We start from the raw sequence: 16,328 nt of genomic DNA, 5'->3' as shown, positions 1-16,328 counted from the left end.
TTGATTGCGGCAGTGGAACGGTTGAGAGCGGGATTTAAGGCACAGTTAGAAGAGGCAGCGGCTTTGCCGATTGGCCAAAAGGAGAAAACTCCCTTGGCCAAAACAGTTCGCACAGTTCGGAACTTACTGAAGGTTGAATCAGCCTTGTGGACCTTTGTCTCAACCCCAGGTATAGAGCCGACGAACAATGCAGCGGAGCAAGCCCTCAGAAGTGCGGTGATTTGGCGGCGCACCAGTTTTGGCTCGCAATCGCAAGCGGGCAGTCAATTTGTGGCGCGGATTCTGACGGTGGTGACCTCGCTCAAAATTCAGAAACGAAATCCTGTGGATTATCTAGCCCAGGCATGTCGAGCCAAAAGACTCGGAGTAGAGGCTCCATCACTCGTGCCTCAGCCGTTGGGTAACCTTGAAACCCCGATGGCTGCGTAAGCCGCTGGGACGGTTACATGGATGGGGATTCCCCTTGTTACCAGAGTGGGTGAAATTTTCTCAGCCCGCAATAGCTATACGTTTATGAAGAATGCCGGAGTTAGTGACGGTATTGCTTGGACTAATGAGGAATATATTGATTGGGGTGTCAGATTTGGGTTAGATCAGGCTTTGCGTCAAAAAGTCGCTTGTCAGTTAAAAGCTTCCAGACAAAGCTCACCGTTATGGAATGCAAAACAGTTCACCCAGGACATGGAGAATGCATATCAACAAATGTTGTTTAACCACGTAGAGCAGCTCGTCTAAATCTGTCCAAATCTAGCGTTGATATTTTTCAAGGTACTTTCGTGAACTGCAATCAAGTTCAGCGCTTGAGTCTCCTCGGTAGATAATGAGTCAACAACTTCTAAAGTCTCCGTTCCAGGTTGATACCACAAGATTTGGTAACCCAGTTGTACTAGATAAGGAGTAACATCGGGATTTACCTGCTGTCCAGCTGCAATATTCTCGTAGAGAATGACTGGGGTAAATTGAGCGATAAGGGATCTACTTCCCTGTAAAACCGAAAGTTCATGTCCCTCCGCATCAATCTTCAACAGATCCACCGTTGACAGGTTTTCGCGATCGCAGATCTCATCCAGCGTCAAGCACTGCACCCTCAGCGCATTCCTGGGCTGCGACCCATCTGTTTCATCTTCCTCGATTAACTCATTCAACTCACTGGCCGCACTCACCCCTAACAGCGCAGTGCCATTCTGATTACTCGCCGCCCCCTCCACCACGCTCACCCAATCCATGCCATTGAGCTGACGAGTTTTCTTGAGACAATCCACACAACCTGGAAACGGCTCCACAGCAATAACGCGACCTTCCGGTCCCACTCGCTTAGCAGCGCTAAAAGTATAAACCCCCACATTAGCCCCCACATCAATCACCGTCATCCCCGGCTTCACAAACGATCGCCACCATTCCATTTCCTTTTCAAACCAGTCTCCCTCTGCAATTAACACACTGGTCACAATACTTTTGAAGCTAGGTTCCACCGCCATCAGAATATCTTGATCAAAAACCACGGTGGTATAGTTCTCAGCCTCAGCGGGGGAGTGAGATACAATCAACCGATTGCCCTCGTTCTCTAAATCCCTTCCAACCCCCCGATCAGAAATCGTGGCCCATGCGCCTGATAAATCTTGAGGATATTGGTTGCTGTGCTGCTTGCCAATTTCTCGCCACTGCTGAGCCAAGGCTACTTGTCCTTGGTCGCGACAGGCCAGGTAAAAGGCCTGGGCAATGACGCTGAGATCTGGGGCTAATTCCCAAGCCTTTCGTAAATTCACCAGTCCCTCTAAGCGCTGATTCGCCAGCATTGAAATTCCCAATCTGAGCTGCACAGCGGCCGAATCTGGCAGGATCTGCGCCGCAATTTGCAGCAACCTGAGACCACTGGGATTGTAGAACACCAGGTGCGATCGCCATAGCACCTCTGCCGCTAGCCCCATAACCTGCGCATATCCATTGTTCTCTAGCACTAATCCTTGAAATATCTGAGAAGAGTGCTCCGGCCAGCGGCTCCAGGCTAAGGGGATGTAAACCAATCCAGGTTGAAGATCAGAGGATTCAGGAATCGAAAGCAGCTGGGTCAGAATCTGAAACGCAGCATTTATGGCAGCTTGGTCTTCCCCCAGTAACCCTTGCAAGAGTGCCAGATGAACCGCCGCCAGTGGAAAATTATCCGCACCGGTTTGCAACGCCTCAGCCGCCATTTCCCAATAAACCGATCGCAGGGTCGAATCCTCGGTGGCCTCAGCCTCCAAGAGCGCCATAACCCCAACATTATTCCAGTCCGCCCCTGACTTAGGCTCATCCCACTGGGTCTGCGGCAAGAGAATGGTGTCAATAGTGCTTCCCGCCAGTCTGAGATCTGGAAAAAGCTGTTTTAGATATTGCCGATAAGCCTCACCGTGAGAGGAACTGTTCATCATGCCCGTATTCATCAATCGCCTACGGCCTTAAAATACCCTGACCCTCCCGAAAATATTCGTAAGCAGCCCCCATTGCGGCCTGCCCATCGCCAGCCACCCCCAGTTCAACCTTGGGCAGAAAAATGCGGTAGACCGCTGCGCTCCAGGCTCAAAGATAGCCTCCTCTCGCACAGACCCCGTTCCCCACTTCCCTTTACGCCCCAAGCAAAATTCTGGTATCAATTGAACCAAAATTGTTTGGGTTTTGTTAGAACATCCCTTACAACAGAGGGAGCAGCCTTTGCAAACCTGAGCTGCTTCTCTGCCCTCTAGCGATACAGTGAACGCCTCCAATGCTCAACCCTCAACAATCTATCTGCCTTGACAAAGCAGAAACGCAACAGTTGATTGAGTGGATAGATGAGGTTTGGCACTCAGACCAAACCTATTTTGATCAAGCCCGCACCATTGTGCGGCGACTAGGTGCCCACTATCGCTCAGATGGGTTCACCGAAGTCATGTTCTGGGCACCGGAACAGTCCTCAAAAATTATTCAAACCCAGCGGGACTTGTTTCTAGAGGTGTTTACCCCCGTCGAAGCCGTGGACTTTCGCCTTCCTGAGCAAGATATTTTGTTCCAGTATGACTGCATCCCAATGGTGCAGCACGGTGAGTTTGTTCTGGGCGTGCTATCTGGCATGGTTCCGGGCAATCGCGATCGCTCCGGCTCATTTTATTGGCTGCGCGCCAGGGATAACCTCAATGAAACCATCAAAACCATCCGCGACGTTGCCCCCTATTCCCTTCCCTACGGAATCTATTCCCCCGCCGAACTGTACGACATCGAGTCCCTCCAGCAAACTCGCGCCGACCTAGACTATTTCCAAGACCGCGATCGCCTCGATACCTCCTCAGCCATCCCGCGGGTGAAAACACCCGTCAATATTCTCCAGATCCATGTGGGCACCGCCACCGGTAGCGGCACCTTTGAAGATCTGACCCAGCTTTACCAGCGCCTGTCGGATAAATTGGCCAACCATGAACCCCTGACCGCCGCCGAAGAAAATTTCGTGGGCTTCGATGCCGTGCAACTGTTGCCCACAGAACCCACCATTGAATACCGCTTGGGAACCCCAGAGCACGAGCGAAACCTGTTTGAATTGGACCGTTGCCTCATTGACTTTGGACCAGCAGACCCCCTCACGGCAGAATTGGCAGGCATTCCCGTTCAAGTCACCCTGCGGCGTCCCCACACTCAAAACTGGGGCTACGACACCCCCATTATTGGGGCCTCCACCACTAGCCCCTCCCTCCTGGCTAGCCTGCGCCCCGATGAGGTCGTCGACTTTATTGCCACCCTGCACAACTTTTCCCAGGGTCCAATTCAGGTCATTTACGATCTGGTCTACGGCCATTCCGACAACCAGGCCCTGGAGCTGATCAGCGCCACCTTTTTTAGCGGCCCGAATATGTACGGCCAGGATATTAACCATCAGCATCCCATTGTGCGGGCCATTCTGTTAGAAATGCAGCGGCGGAAAATTAATACCGGAGTGGATGGGATTCGCATTGACGGCGGCCAAGACTTTCGGTTTTTTAATCCCCTCTCCGGCAAGATGGAGTACGATAACGCCTACCTGTTAGCCATGAGCGACGTGGTGCAAGAAATTGGCGGAGCCCAGCGCCTGATGTTCACCATCTTTGAGGATGGGCGGCCCTGGCCCGAGGAAGGCTGGGAGGAAAAATCCACCTATCGAGAGCTGATTGATCTGCGGCCAGAGGCCTTTCAGTGGGGGCCCTTAATCTTTGCCCACAATACCCCAGCAATTAAAGGATTTTGGGATCGCAAGTGGGATCGCATCACCCAGGTAATGGTCATGGGCGATCGCTGGATCACAGGCTGCGGCAACCATGACACCCTGCGACGGGGCACCCAGTTGCCCACGGAAAACGCCATCAACGTCGGCCTGGGCCAAACCCTACCAGAGGTGATTAAAAATGCCTACGACAACCCAGCCACCCAACTCTGGGTCTACGGCTTTAGCCCTGGACTCCCCATGGATTTTTTAAACACCCTCATGGGCGCTAGCTGGGGATTTTTTAGAAACACCGACTACCGCTACGGCGTCAAGGTGGTGGCCGAAGAAAAGGGCTTTCTGGACTGGCGGGTCACGGAGGCTCAGTACGAACAGCCCCACACCTTTCGTCGCCTCAAGCAGTCCGGATTCTCCAGCCTGGGTCTGCTCAAGCACTACATGGGCGTTCTGGCCGACACCATGACCAGCACCGACTACGACCTAGAGCAAGTGGTGGCTGTCTGTCAAAGCGAAATTGCGCAGCAGCCCGACAATCAAGTGCTGCGGCATTTTCTAGAGGATCTCGACATATCGCACCTGCGAGATTTTGCCATGGCCTTCATGGAGGATATGCACGAACATTGCCGCGTGGTTCACTACCAGGCGGATCTAGATCCGGCTAAGGTGCACTTTAATGCCCAATTGCGCCAGTATCGCCGTCAAAATCCCTGGCTCTTGAATAGACTCACCGCCAGCGATCGCTTTAACCACATCCACGACCCAGGGCGAACCCTATTCCTTGGCCTGCGCAGCGATGCCACCGAGGGTCAGCCCGCCCAGAAGCGTCTGGCGCTGCTCACCCACATGGAAGGCGACCCGATCATGGCCACCCTCGGGGACTGGCTGCAGCTCGATCTGGAAAACTGGCAGGTGGCGATCGCCACACCGGGGCTGGAATCGTTGCGGCCAGAGCAGCTCAATCAATTTGAATTGGCCCAGGGCCAGGGCATCTTGCTAGAGGAATCACTCCCCTCGCCCCAAGGCCCAGGATGAAGCCCTAGGAGTCACTGGGCGATCGCGTCAACAGGGCATCCCCGGAGAACCGTCCCGCCCCATAAATGGTAAAAAACAGAAAAATCAGGGCGTAGAGCGAGGCCGTTTCCAGGGGAGGAACTTGAAATCCATCACTTTTTAGATGGAAGAAAATGGCCACCAGCATCGTTGAGAGCAGCGCGAGACCGTTTAAGCGGGTCAGCAAGCCAAGGGCAAGCAGGGTCGAACTGATGATTTCAATATAGGCCGCGCAGTAGGTCAAAAAGACGGGAAAGGGCAGCCCAATAAAGGCAACCACATTTTCTGCAAACCCGGAAACATCGGAGAGCTTATCGAGCCCATTGTGAATCATCAGCGCACCAACCAGAACCCGAACCACCAGGGTTGTGAGCTGAAAACCCGTATTGTCCGTAACGGCGGGCCGCAGCAGGGTGGTCAACAAAGAGCTAGGGGCTTGGGTAGAGGTCATAATCTGGAAGAGGGAAAGGGGTGACGACCTTATGGTACCTGAACAGCGAGTCTGAACAGCGATCCAAGCCCAGATTCAGGCAACGGGCTGGCCCCCCTCCTGGCTCAACCCCAAGCAAGCTTCGGTATGGTGGGAGAGAACCTTTAGACAGAGAATCATCCATGTCTACCTATTTGGTAACGGGAGCAAATCGGGGGATTGGCCTGGAATTTTGCCGACAGCTACAGAGCCGTGGAGACAGCGTCATCGCCGTTTGCCGCCAAAGCTCCAGGGATCTGGACCAGCTTGGGGTACAGGTGGAAACTGGCCTCGACTTAACCGTGCCAAGTACCTTTACCCAACTGCAGCAGCGCCTCGGTAGCCAAAAACTGGACGTACTCATCAACAACGCAGGGGCTTACGGGCTGACTACCCTGGAAAATTTTGACCCCGAGGAAATCCTCACCCTATTTCAGGTGAACGCCCTTGGGCCGCTTCAGTTTACCCATGCCCTGCTGCCCAACCTAGGACCGGGATCCAAAATCATCTTCATCACCAGCCGCATGGGGTCCATTGGAGACAACACCTCCGGTAGTTCCTATTCCTATCGAATGTCCAAAGTCGCCCTCTCCATGGCCGGAAAGTCCCTGGCCATTGATTTACAGCCGCGACACATTGCCGTTGCCATTCTGCATCCGGGACTGGTGCAAACTCGCATGACGGGCTTTACCTCCCACGGAATTTCACCGGAACAATCGGTGAAAGGCCTGATCCAGCGCACCGACGATCTCAGCCTGGATTCATCCGGCACCTTTTGGCACGCCAATGGAGAAGTTTTACCTTGGTAAGACCCCCCACCCAGGCAACGCAGGTCCAAAATCCCTTAAATAGCTGGCAGTTAATCATCATCAACGTCGGCTTTGTGGGGGTGCATGTGGTTTGGGGACTGCAAATGGCCAACGGCAGCGCCATTTTTGAGTCCCTTGGGGCCAAGGCTCAGCAGATCCCGCTGCTGTGGTTGGCGGCCCCCGTCACCGGGCTGATTGTGCAACCCCTGGTGGGCTACTGGAGCGATCGCACCTGTTCTCCCTTGGGTAAGCGCCGTCCTTACTTCTTAGCGGGAGCGCTGTTTGGCTGTGTCACCCTGGCCGCCCTACCCCTGGCCAGGGGATTAACCATGGCGGTCCTGCTGCTGTGGTTACTCAATCTCTGGGTGAACGTGGCCATGACGCCCTTTCGGTCCTACGTGGTGGATGTGGTGCCCCTGCCTCAGCAGACAACGGCCTATACCTGGCAAAGCTGTGCCCACGGATTAGGGGCCTTTACCGCCTCGGCGATGCCCTGGGGAGTGGTCCATCTCTGGCGGCAGCACCCCTTTTCCCTGCTGGGAAACTTTCCCGCCTCCATTGAATGCTCGCTTTGGCTGGGATCCGCCCTATTTTTAGGCGCGCTGCTGCTAACGGTGACCCAATCTCCCCGCCCCCTACAGAACAATGCCACCAGTCCGGAGGCGGGGATCGACCCCGCGCCCTTCAGCATCAGCACAGCCCTGCGCCACTGTCCTCCTTTGTTGAAGCAACTGTCCTGGGTGCAGGGTCTGAGCTGGATCAGCATGTTTTGCCTGTTTCTCTACTTCCCCCCTGCAGTGGCCCGCGACATTTTCGGCGCCCATTTTGAAATCTCCGATCTCTATGCCCAGGGCATAGAGTGGACCGGGCTTTGCTTTGCCCTGCTGAATTTGACCTGCATGGCCGTGTCCCTGGGATTGCCGCATCTAGCCAGGCGCATTGACCTGCCAACCCTCCATGGGGCCTGTCTGCTGGTGGGAGCCCTCAGTCTAGGATCGCTGCATTGGGTGAGCGATCGCTATCTGCTCTTGGGTCCGATGGTGGGGTTAGGGGTAGCCTGGGCCAGCATGTTATCGATGCCCTACGCGATGCTGGCACGGGTGCTGCCTCCGGAGCTCAATGGACTGTATATGGGGCTGTTTAACTGCTCCATTACCTTGCCGCAAATTTTTGTATCCCTGGGATTGGGGCAACTGGTGCAGACCTGGGTAGGGGGCGATCGCATGGCGATAGTCGCCCTGGGCGGGATTGCAATGTTGATCAGCGCCCTTCTCTCGTTTCCGATCGGGTCGAAGAAATTCTAAGGTTTGCGGATGGCTCAGGGCAGATTTGAACTGCCGACCTTGGGCTTATGAGTCCCCTGCTCTAACCAACTGAGCTACTGAGCCGTGTTTTTGAAACTTTGTCATCTTAACATAGCAGACCTCCCTTGCAAAAAAATTGCGATCTGCAGATCTGCAAGATCGCAACGGGTCTGAATTCCCCTTGCCCATCCATCCCCAGTGATCCTGGGACCCCGGCAAAATGTGATAAATCCCTAAGCCCTGACGCGAACCGTCAGATGACCGATAGGATTGCTATAGGCAAGCTGACGTAGGACGCGAATGGATATCAAAAACGGATTTGTAGGCACCGTCGGAAACACCCCTTTAATTCGCCTCAATAGCTTTAGTGACGCAACTGGCTGTGAAATTCTCGGAAAAGCCGAATTTCTGAACCCAGGCGGTTCCGTTAAAGATCGAGCCGCCCTTTACATTATTGAAGATGCCGAAGCCAAAGGACTCCTCAAGCCCGGAGGCACCGTGGTCGAAGGCACCGCTGGCAACACTGGAATTGGCCTGGCCCATATTTGCAATGCCAAGGGCTACAAATGCCTGATCGTGATCCCCGACACTCAGTCCCAGGAAAAGATGGATGCCCTGCGCGTCCTCGGAGCAGAGGTGCGGCCAGTCCCAGCCGTGCCCTATCGAGATCCCAACAACTACGTAAAGCTTTCTGGGCGCTTAGCGGCAGAAACCGAAAACGCCATTTGGGCCAACCAGTTTGATAATCTGGCCAATCGTCAAGCGCACTACGATACGACCGGCCCTGAAATTTGGCAGCAAACCGACGGCACCGTGGATGCCTGGGTCGCTGCCACCGGCACCGGCGGGACCTTTGCCGGAGTTTCCCTCTACCTGAAGGAGCAAAATCCTCAGATCAAAACCGTCGTTGCCGACCCCATGGGGAGCGGTCTGTATAGCTATATCAAAACGGGAGAAATTAAGACCAGTGGTAGTTCCGTCACAGAGGGCATTGGCAACAGCCGTATTACTGCCAATATGGAAAGTGTGCCCATTGATGACGCTATCCAGGTAGATGATCCCACCTGCATTCAGGTAATTTATCAACTCCTGCAAAGGGATGGTTTGTTCATGGGCGGATCGGTTGGCATCAATGTGGGAGCCGCTGTCGCCTTGGCCCAGCAAATGGGACCGGGTCACACCATTGTCACCGTCCTCTGCGATAGCGGCACTCGGTATCAATCCAAACTTTACAACCCTGCATGGTTAGCAGAAAAGGGGCTAACGCCCTAGGGGGCCATATGCGGCGATCGCCTTACTTTCTCGGACTCTTGATCACCCTGAACCTCCTCAGCCTCGGGGAGGCAGCGATCGCCCAGTCGTCCCGCCCCTGTAATCCCTATCGATCGGGTTATGAAAAAGCCATCGCCCAGGGGATCATCCAGCGAGCCTCCCTAGTCTCCGGCCCCTTGGAAGCATTCCAGTATTTTCAGGCAGCCCTGGACAAGGGCGATCGCCTGGAAACCGCCATTCGCGCAGCCCAGTATCTGGTCATTATTTCCGAAGGCGAAGGCCTTGCCCGCGCAGAGATCGCCCGCCTAGATCTGGAGGGGTTGATGGTCCAGCGCTTCAAGAAACCCGTGGCGGTAGCCGTGCCCATGCTGCCCGTGATTTTGCCCAACAATGTCTTTTGTCCCCTGCCCCCCTCTCAACCGTAACCGGTGGCCCACCCCCGCCTTGAGGAAATCCCCTGTGGACGGGGTTCTGTCAGGAGCAGGTCACAATAACCCAGAACATCCTCCTGGGACCGTCTCAATTTGTTCTTGCTCCACGAGGATGAGGCGATCGCCATCCCAGCGATGGGTAGTTTCCTCCAGACAAGACCCAGGACCGTTGTATTTGTAGCTATTGCGGAGGATCTGAGTCTCAGGATCATAGGTTGGATAGCCCACCAGTTCCAACCCGAGGGGGCGTATCTCAAGGGGAGAACTCAGGGCATCCACCCGCACAAATTCGTAGTTTCCCTGATAAGCCGCCTGAAAACAGAGCAGCTGCACTAAATAAACGCCATTGCTGCCCTCATAAACCTGAGAATAGGCTCGCGAGGCCTGGGGGTCAAAGGAAAACTGGCACAGCCCAAGATCCGCTTGCCGGTCTATGACCTGGGTTAACAGTGGGTGGGCTTCCAGGTCAGAGGCATCGGTTTCCTGACCGGAGGCATCGGTTTTCTGAGAGCCTGCCACCACTGATTCCAGGGGAGGCTTGCCCTCTTCCGGTGTGGCCCTTGGCAAGGTGGGCGGATCGGCACAGGCCAAGGTGAGGCTGGCCATCGCGATTTGGAATACCACGGCCCAGGGTTTTATGTCCATCAATATCAAACCTCACGGGGTGCTGTCTCTAGCTTATGGCACTGAACTCAACCCCACTGTGAACGCGATCATTGACGCCGGGCAATCCCTGCCTAGCGCAATACGAACCGACGCACCGCGAACAGGCTACCTAGAAAACCAATCAAACTGCCAAAGGTGAGCATCACCAGCGGCAGCAGCAAGGCTTGAGCTGGGGTCAAACTGAGCCCATCGGAGAGGGTCTGTAAAAAATTGGGCTGATTGGCCAGGGCCCGCTGCACGACACTGCGCGATCCTGCCATCAACAACCCTGACATCGCAGCCCCGATCAGACCAAAGGTAATCCCTTGCAGCAAAAACGGTAAATAGATCCAGTTTGTGGTGGCCCCCACCAGCTGCATCACCTCAATTTCCTGCTGTCTGGCCACCACAATCAACCGAATGGTGGTGTTGATCACCGCGATCGCGGTGAGCGTCAGCAATCCCACTAAAATCACGCTCACTCGGCTAAAGCCCCGACTAATCTGAGACAGATGCGCTAGGGCCTCATCTAGATAGGTGACCTCGTCCACTTCCGAAAAGCTCGCCAGCTTTTTCACCAAACCCGCTACTTCACCGGGCGAGGTTGCTCGCACCTTCAGCTCATCCACAAGGGGATTTCCCCCCAAGCCCGCCGTTGCCCCTGCAATATCCGTAGTGCCCATATCTGCCAGGAGATCCTTCCAGGCCTCGTCCTTGGACACCACCTGTACCGCTGCAATTTCAGGAAACTGCAATATTTTAGCCTGAAGGCGAGATCCCGCCATATCTGGCTTCATAAACACCGAAATCTCAAGCTGCGACCCCATCTGCCCCAGCAAGCCATTCACCTGCCAGGAGGTCTGCAGGCTAAGACCAAACAAAAACAGCAAAACGGTGACCGTACTGATCGCAGCCCAATTCATCCAGCCCCCCCGACGCAGGCTTCGCCAGGTTTCCTGGCTAAGGTAGCGCAGCTTCGTCATCCAGGTTTGCAGGGTATCGGGGGGAGCGAGTCGCGCAGAACGCATCTTATATCCTCTGGGGCGAGACTATTTTGAGTTGACCTTGGTTAATCTGGGCCACTGGGGCATTGCCAATTTTAATCAGATTCAGATCGTGGGTCGTGACCATCACGGTAATCCCGAGGCTGTTAAGCTTTTTAAGAATGCCAAGCACCTGCATGGCGTTTTCGTGATCTAGGTTACCCGTCGGCTCATCCGCTAAGAGCAATCGCGGCGATCCTACAATGGCGCGGGCAATACTCACCCGCTGCTGCTCTCCCCCAGAAAGCTGAAGAGGATAGTTTTTGGCCTTATCCTGCAGCCCCACCAGCTTTAAAGTTGGCAGCAGCCGCTGGCGCACCTTTTGATGGGAAATTCCCTGGGCCCGCAGCACAAAGGAGACATTTTCTTCCACGGTCCAGTTGGGAATCAGTTTGTAATCTTGAAACACCACGCCAAGCCTGCGACGCAGATGGGAAAGCGAATTGCCTCGCAGTTTCGCCACGTTCTCTCCGGCCACCCAGATCTCCCCTTGATCCGGCTTTTCCGCCCCGTAAATTAGCTTCATGAGGGTGGTCTTACCGGAACCAGAGGGGCCGGTGACAAACAAAAAATCCCCTTGCCGCAGGGCCAAATCCACATCTCGAATCCCCCCATGGTTCGCGGGATAGACCCGAGACACCCCCCGCAGATTGAGGGCATAGTCAGACTTCGCGCCTTGAAGGGGGGGCGAGTCGACTGGGGGCCGCCGCGGCGATCGCCGCAGTCCAAGACTAACTGACCGGGTGCGCAGAAAAGCTTGAGTCATAAAGCTGGAGCCATAGAGAATTTATCGGAAAGGCGTAAAGCGTTCGATCAGCGATTGCCAGGCAAATTCCGGCAGAGCCATCATGCGTCGCCAACGCCAAGGTTCTTGATAGAGTCGATAGGTCCACTCCAAATTGTGGTCGCAGAGCCATTGGGGCGCCCGCTGCTTGGTTCCAGACCAGATATCAAAGCTGCCACCGACTCCAATCCAAACTGCCTGAGGGCAGAGGGCGCGATGCTGGGCAATCCAATGTTCCTGGCGCGGCACCCCTAAACCCACAAAGATCAAGCTCGGCTGCAAGGCCTGCAGTCTCTGGGTCAGCTCCACCTGCTCGTCCCCTTGGACATATCCGTGGGCAACCCCCGCCAGGGTGAGATTCGGGCACTCCTGCTGCCATCGCTGGGCAGCCTTCTCCACCACCCCCGGCGCCCCCCCGTAAAAAAATACCGAGGCATTGGGCACCGTCGCCACTTTGCGCAGTAAAGCTTCGGAGAGTTCAACCCCAGGACAGCGATGGATAGACTGGCCATAGAGCTTCAGATACAGCACGATGCCTGCTCCGTCTGGCACCACCAGCTCAGCATTATGAATAATTTGCCCTAATTCGGCATTGATCTGAGCTTGCATGGTCATCTCGGCATTCAGCGTCACCACATGGGTGCCCTGTTCCATTCGAATTCGATGGATCAACCAATCCACATAGTCATTCAACCCCTCCAGCAGATCAACATTGACCCCCAGCACAGGAAACTGTCGAGGCGGATGAACTGAGACAAGCGATGACATGACTTAACACCATCTTCAAATCATGTAATATCTTGACACATTCCTTCCTCACTTCAGGTTCACCCGTAGGTTACCCAGGAAGAATCATGAATTTGTCACAAGGAAAGTTTGTTCTTAGGTTAGGGATGGTCCACCCTTGCAGCCCATCCTGGCGAAAAACAAGCCGGTTGTGGTCCAGGGAGCCGCCGCCGCATTTTGACTCTGACCCTCCGGCAAAACCGCTCAAAACCTCCAGGCTATCGGTCTACGCTTACAGTCAGGCTACGCTTACAGTCAGGCTACGCGATCCTTAGGCAAAGCCCCTATCCCAGGAACGCTTTCATTCGCTAGGATAATTAACAGAACGCTAAAGCTAAATTGTCACCAAACTAAGTTGTAACACTAGTGAAGTTTAAGGCCCTGTAAAGCTATGGCTGGCGAGTCGGTAAGTCCCCCCCCCAAGGTCTATACCCAGGCCCAAATCCAAGAAATTTTAAACGCTGCCATCGCCCAGCAGGCCTGGGACGGAGAGTTTTCCAGAGCACAGCTTTACGAGATTGCTGAGGAGCTGGAGATTCAGCCCCAAATTCTGCAGCAAGCCGAAGAGAGTTGGCTCAACCAACAGTCTGTCTTGCAGGAACGACAGGCCTTTGATGATTACCGCATGAGCCAGCTTAAGCATCGTACCGGGCGCTGGCTAATCCTGAGTGGGGCGCTGGCAGCCATGGGCGCAGTGATCAGCACAATTCCCTTTCTGGGGGTTCTTTGGATTTTTCCCGCTGGCATCATTTGTCTTCTCACCGCAAAGCTCGGGCTGTTTGCCTGGAGTATTTTTCAAACCAATGAAGCAGTCTATGAGGAAGCCTTTCGTCGCTGGCTGCGAAAGCGCCAGCTTAGCCAGTTCGTGAACCGCTGGTGGACGCGAATCAGCAGCATCTAGGATGTTGGTGATCTGCAATGGAGCTAAGCATTCAACCCATTCAAGCCGATCTGGTGCATCGGATTGCAGCCGGTGAGGTCATTGATTCCCTGGCCGCCGTTGTCCGTGAACTGATTGATAATGCCATCGATGCAGCAGCCAATCGTCTCAGCCTGACCCTCTGGCCCCAGGACTGGGCAGTGCAGCTGGCCGACAATGGCATGGGCCTGACCCATGCAGACTTAGCCGCGGCGGCCACCGCCCATTCCACCAGTAAGCTAGCCACCCTGGAGCAAATCTCCACCCTTGGATTTCGCGGCGAGGCCTTGCACAGCATGGCTCGGCTGGGCAGTCTTCAGATCACCTCTCGTCTGCAATCCCAAGCCACCGGTTGGCGGGCCACCTATGACGACCAAGGTTACGTAAAAACCCTTGATCCAGCAGCGTTGGCCCCAGGCACGGTGGTGCAGGTGGGCCAGTTATTCGCCAGTTGGCCAGCCCGTCGGGCGGCCCTGCCCAACACCAACCAACAACTCAGATCCATCCAGAGCCTGGTCTATGACTATGCCCTATGTCATCCTCACATCACCTGGCAAGTCTGGAAAGGCCATCATCCCTGGTTTCAGCTTGCCGCCACGTCGCGGACCGAAACCATGGTGTCCCAGGTACTGAAATCTGTTCATCCAACCGCCCTGCGATCGCGGCGCCGGATCATGGCCGGTCTGGAAGCCCCCCATGGAGAACCCACTCCAGAGCATCCCTTTCAAAATACGCTGGAGGTGGTGGTGGGACTGCCGGATCAATGTCATCGACATCGTCCCGACTGGCTGCGGACAGCCGTGAATGGCCGCTGTGTGAAAATCACGGAGACCTCACGGACCAGTGCCCTCCTACAGCCCCTAGAGCAAACAATCCTGCAAGCATTTCGTCAAACTCTGCCGCGGCATCGCTATCCCCTTTGCTTTGCCCACTTTCACCTAAATCCCGAATATATCGATTGGAATCGCACCCCCTCCAAAACGGCCATTTACCTGCGAGATCTGGATCATTGGCGATCGCAACTGCTGGAGACCATTCAAGGGCTGCTGCAATTCTCCGGCCAGGAAATCGGCCAGTATGGCCCCAAGCCACTGTCTCAGCTGGTGCGATCCGCCGAAGGTCGTGGCCGCTACCATCTCGATGAATTGGCCAGGTCCACTCCACCCCCTAGGGCCACCTCTTCCCAGCTCTCCATCAGCCCCCCCCATTTCGAAGGGGGCAGGGTGTCTCTGTGCGATCCCTTGCCCCAGAGCAGCCTGAGGCTCAAGGCCATCGCGCAGGTCCAGAAAACCTATATTCTGGCCGAGCATGGAGCTGGTATCTGGCTGGTGGAACAGCACATCGCCCATGAACGGATTCTCTACGAAGATCTTCAGCGGAGCCTGAATTTAGTCGCCCTTGCCTCCCCGCTGCGGCTCTCCCACTTATCTGAACCTCAGGTGGAGCGCCTGGCTCATTTAGGACTGGCGGTTGAACCCTTTGGCCCCAATAGCTGGATTTTGCGCAGTCTCCCTCAACAACTCCTCCATCGCAGCGATCGCCAGGATATTCTCCTGGAGATGAGCTTAACCCCCAATCTGGAGGCGGCCCTGGCCACCGTGGCTTGCCGGAGCGCCCTTCGCAATGGCACAGAACTTTCCCTTAGCCAGATGCAAACGTTGCTCGATCACTGGCAGCAAACCCAAAATCCTCGCACCTGTCCCCACGGTCGCCCAATTTATTTGGCTTTGGATGAACCAGCCCTGGCTCGGTTCTTTCGTCGAAATTGGACAAGCGCTCCATCCTCAAAGCCGTCCAATACTCACCACTTCACGAGAAAATAGCCGCAGGGAGAGGGAGAGAAACCATGGACCCCAGCCGCATTTTAATTGTTGATGATGAGGAGGATCTGACCCATCCTCTGAAGCGGGTGCTCAGTCGCGAAGGGTATCAGGTGGATGTCGCCACGGATGGGGAGGCCGCCATCGCCACCATTGAAGCCCATCGCCACCATCACCGTCCCTATAGCGTCATTATTCTCGACTGGATGCTTCCGGGCTGTTCTGGCATTGAGGTTTGCCGCTCAATGCGCTCTCACCAAGACGCCACCCCAGTCCTCTTCCTCACGGCAAAGGATACCCTCGATGATCGCGTGCAGGGTCTAGATGTGGGAGCCGATGACTATCTGGTTAAGCCCTTTGAGCTACGAGAACTGCTCGCCCGCGTGCGCGCGCTTCTGCGTCGTCAGGAGCAGTTCAGTCGGCGAGCCTCTTCATCGGAGGATCTGGGGTCAGCCCCTTCCACCCCAAATCGGCTGCGGGCCGAGGGATTAGAGCTTGATCCAGATAATCTGGTGGTCTATCGCAAGGGTCGGACCATTGCCCTATCCGAGAAGGAATGTCGCCTCCTTGCCTACCTGATGCAACACCCGCAGACCATCTTGTCCCACGAGGAAATTTATAACCACCTCTGGCCCGAGGAAGAAAAACCCGGCAGCAACGTACTCGCGGCCCAAATGCGTCTGCTAAGGCGAAAAATAGAGACCCCCAAGGACCCCACCGTGATCCACACCATCTACGGAAAAGGCTATCGCTTTGGAATGGACTAGGGCCTGGCAGAAGCCTAGCAAC

15 protein-coding genes, 1 tRNA gene and 1 pseudogene are annotated in these 16,328 nt (G+C 55.2%); 10 read left to right on the top strand and 7 right to left on the bottom strand.

What is annotated here, in order from left to right; genetic code table 11:
- Nucleotides 1-429 (top strand): IS66 family transposase (locus QQ91_RS09930; RefSeq protein ID WP_236096151.1); only part of this gene is annotated, 429 nt, incomplete at its 5' end.
- Nucleotides 430-447: 18 nt separating this feature from the next.
- Nucleotides 448-735, top strand: a pseudogene (locus QQ91_RS09925) (O-linked N-acetylglucosamine transferase family protein); the annotation flags it as partial.
- On the opposite strand, the gene QQ91_RS09920 reads toward QQ91_RS09925, so the two are convergent.
- Nucleotides 732-2,411, bottom strand: coding sequence for an FkbM family methyltransferase (locus tag QQ91_RS09920; protein WP_166282011.1), 1,680 nt, complete (start codon nt 2,409-2,411; stop codon nt 732-734). The pseudogene QQ91_RS09925 and the gene QQ91_RS09920 overlap by 4 nt on opposite strands.
- 332 nt (nt 2,412-2,743) lie before the next feature.
- On the opposite strand from QQ91_RS09920, the gene gghA reads away from it, so the two are divergent.
- Complete coding sequence (gghA, locus tag QQ91_RS09915) at nt 2,744-5,239, top strand: glucosylglycerol hydrolase (RefSeq protein WP_166282009.1); 2,496 nt, start codon at nt 2,744-2,746, stop codon at nt 5,237-5,239.
- Between the two features lie 4 nt (nt 5,240-5,243).
- On the opposite strand, the gene QQ91_RS09910 is transcribed toward gghA, so the two are convergent.
- Entirely contained in the window at nt 5,244-5,708 is a 465-nt protein-coding gene (locus QQ91_RS09910; RefSeq protein WP_166282007.1) for a DoxX family protein, read from the bottom strand.
- A 161-nt stretch (nt 5,709-5,869) separates the two neighbouring features.
- Here QQ91_RS09910 and QQ91_RS09905 point away from each other — a divergent pair, with 161 nt between their 5' ends.
- A complete protein-coding gene (locus QQ91_RS09905; RefSeq protein ID WP_166282005.1) occupies nt 5,870-6,535 on the top strand; it encodes an SDR family oxidoreductase in 666 nt (221 codons plus the stop codon).
- Nucleotides 6,529-7,839 (top strand): MFS transporter, encoded by a 1,311-nt coding sequence (locus tag QQ91_RS09900; RefSeq protein WP_166282003.1) that lies wholly within the window; start codon nt 6,529-6,531, stop codon nt 7,837-7,839. The genes QQ91_RS09905 and QQ91_RS09900 overlap by 7 nt, the downstream gene beginning before the upstream one ends.
- A 10-nt stretch (nt 7,840-7,849) precedes the next feature.
- Here the strand turns inward: QQ91_RS09900 and QQ91_RS09895 are convergent.
- Nucleotides 7,850-7,923, bottom strand: a tRNA-Met gene (locus QQ91_RS09895).
- Between the two features lie 216 nt (nt 7,924-8,139).
- Here QQ91_RS09895 and QQ91_RS09890 point away from each other — a divergent pair.
- Complete coding sequence (locus tag QQ91_RS09890) at nt 8,140-9,111, top strand: cysteine synthase A (RefSeq protein WP_166282001.1); 972 nt, start codon at nt 8,140-8,142, stop codon at nt 9,109-9,111.
- Nucleotides 9,112-9,119: 8 nt separating this feature from the next.
- Nucleotides 9,120-9,536, top strand: a complete 417-nt coding sequence (locus QQ91_RS09885; RefSeq protein WP_250833319.1) for a hypothetical protein — start codon at nt 9,120-9,122, stop codon at nt 9,534-9,536.
- A gap of 60 nt (nt 9,537-9,596) precedes the next feature.
- Here the strand turns inward: QQ91_RS09885 and QQ91_RS09880 are convergent, their stop codons facing one another.
- The 4 genes from QQ91_RS09880 to QQ91_RS09865 form a co-directional block, all read right to left on the bottom strand.
- Nucleotides 9,597-10,187 carry a DUF1176 domain-containing protein gene (locus QQ91_RS09880; protein ID WP_166281999.1) on the bottom strand — a complete coding sequence of 197 codons (591 nt, stop codon included), beginning with the start codon at nt 10,185-10,187 and terminating at the stop codon, nt 9,597-9,599.
- Between the two features lie 92 nt (nt 10,188-10,279).
- The gene (locus QQ91_RS09875) at nt 10,280-11,215 is read right to left on the bottom strand and encodes a cell division protein FtsX (protein WP_201277410.1); all 936 of its coding nucleotides are present in this window, start codon (nt 11,213-11,215) and stop codon (nt 10,280-10,282) included.
- A gap of 1 nt (nt 11,216) precedes the next feature.
- Nucleotides 11,217-11,996, bottom strand: a complete 780-nt coding sequence (ftsE, locus tag QQ91_RS09870) for a cell division ATP-binding protein FtsE (RefSeq protein ID WP_166281997.1) — start codon at nt 11,994-11,996, stop codon at nt 11,217-11,219.
- A gap of 21 nt (nt 11,997-12,017) precedes the next feature.
- The gene (locus QQ91_RS09865) at nt 12,018-12,782 is read right to left on the bottom strand and encodes a WecB/TagA/CpsF family glycosyltransferase (protein ID WP_166281995.1); all 765 of its coding nucleotides are present in this window, start codon (nt 12,780-12,782) and stop codon (nt 12,018-12,020) included.
- Nucleotides 12,783-13,191: 409 nt separating this feature from the next.
- On the opposite strand from QQ91_RS09865, the gene QQ91_RS09860 reads away from it, so the two are divergent.
- Genes QQ91_RS09860 through rppA form a run of 3 tightly spaced genes read left to right on the top strand, consistent with a single transcriptional unit; the run spans nt 13,192 to nt 16,306 of the window.
- Complete coding sequence (locus QQ91_RS09860; protein ID WP_166281993.1) at nt 13,192-13,701, top strand: hypothetical protein; 510 nt, start codon at nt 13,192-13,194, stop codon at nt 13,699-13,701.
- A gap of 17 nt (nt 13,702-13,718) precedes the next feature.
- Nucleotides 13,719-15,542: a DNA mismatch repair endonuclease MutL gene (mutL, locus tag QQ91_RS09855; protein ID WP_166281991.1), complete on the top strand. Its 1,824-nt coding sequence runs from the start codon at nt 13,719-13,721 to the stop codon at nt 15,540-15,542.
- 23 nt (nt 15,543-15,565) lie between these two features.
- Nucleotides 15,566-16,306 carry a two-component system response regulator RppA gene (gene rppA, locus QQ91_RS09850; protein WP_166281989.1) on the top strand — a complete coding sequence of 247 codons (741 nt, stop codon included), beginning with the start codon at nt 15,566-15,568 and terminating at the stop codon, nt 16,304-16,306.
- Nucleotides 16,307-16,328 lie beyond the last annotated feature (22 nt).

This window comes from Lyngbya confervoides BDU141951 (assembly GCF_000817775.3).
In the GTDB taxonomy this organism is placed as follows: domain Bacteria; phylum Cyanobacteriota; class Cyanobacteriia; order Thermosynechococcales; family Thermosynechococcaceae; genus Lyngbya; species Lyngbya confervoides.
The sequence above is the reverse complement of the archived record's forward strand: the minus strand, read 5'-3'. Positions and strand labels throughout refer to the sequence as shown.

Bases quoted from the DNA above. Each gene is read 5' to 3' on its own strand.
- QQ91_RS09920 (WP_166282011.1), bottom strand. From the start codon at position 2,411: ATGATGAACAGTTCCTCTCACGGTGAGGCTTATCGGCAATATCTAAAA.
- gghA (WP_166282009.1), top strand. From the start codon at position 2,744: ATGCTCAACCCTCAACAATCTATCTGCCTTGACAAAGCAGAAACGCAA.
- QQ91_RS09910 (WP_166282007.1), bottom strand. From the start codon at position 5,708: ATGACCTCTACCCAAGCCCCTAGCTCTTTGTTGACCACCCTGCTGCGG.
- QQ91_RS09905 (WP_166282005.1), top strand. From the start codon at position 5,870: ATGTCTACCTATTTGGTAACGGGAGCAAATCGGGGGATTGGCCTGGAA.
- QQ91_RS09890 (WP_166282001.1), top strand. From the start codon at position 8,140: ATGGATATCAAAAACGGATTTGTAGGCACCGTCGGAAACACCCCTTTA.
- QQ91_RS09885 (WP_250833319.1), top strand. From the start codon at position 9,120: ATGCGGCGATCGCCTTACTTTCTCGGACTCTTGATCACCCTGAACCTC.
- QQ91_RS09880 (WP_166281999.1), bottom strand. From the start codon at position 10,187: ATGGACATAAAACCCTGGGCCGTGGTATTCCAAATCGCGATGGCCAGC.
- QQ91_RS09875 (WP_201277410.1), bottom strand. From the start codon at position 11,215: ATGCGTTCTGCGCGACTCGCTCCCCCCGATACCCTGCAAACCTGGATG.
- ftsE (WP_166281997.1), bottom strand. From the start codon at position 11,996: ATGACTCAAGCTTTTCTGCGCACCCGGTCAGTTAGTCTTGGACTGCGG.
- QQ91_RS09865 (WP_166281995.1), bottom strand. From the start codon at position 12,782: ATGTCATCGCTTGTCTCAGTTCATCCGCCTCGACAGTTTCCTGTGCTG.
- QQ91_RS09860 (WP_166281993.1), top strand. From the start codon at position 13,192: ATGGCTGGCGAGTCGGTAAGTCCCCCCCCCAAGGTCTATACCCAGGCC.
- mutL (WP_166281991.1), top strand. From the start codon at position 13,719: ATGGAGCTAAGCATTCAACCCATTCAAGCCGATCTGGTGCATCGGATT.
- rppA (WP_166281989.1), top strand. From the start codon at position 15,566: ATGGACCCCAGCCGCATTTTAATTGTTGATGATGAGGAGGATCTGACC.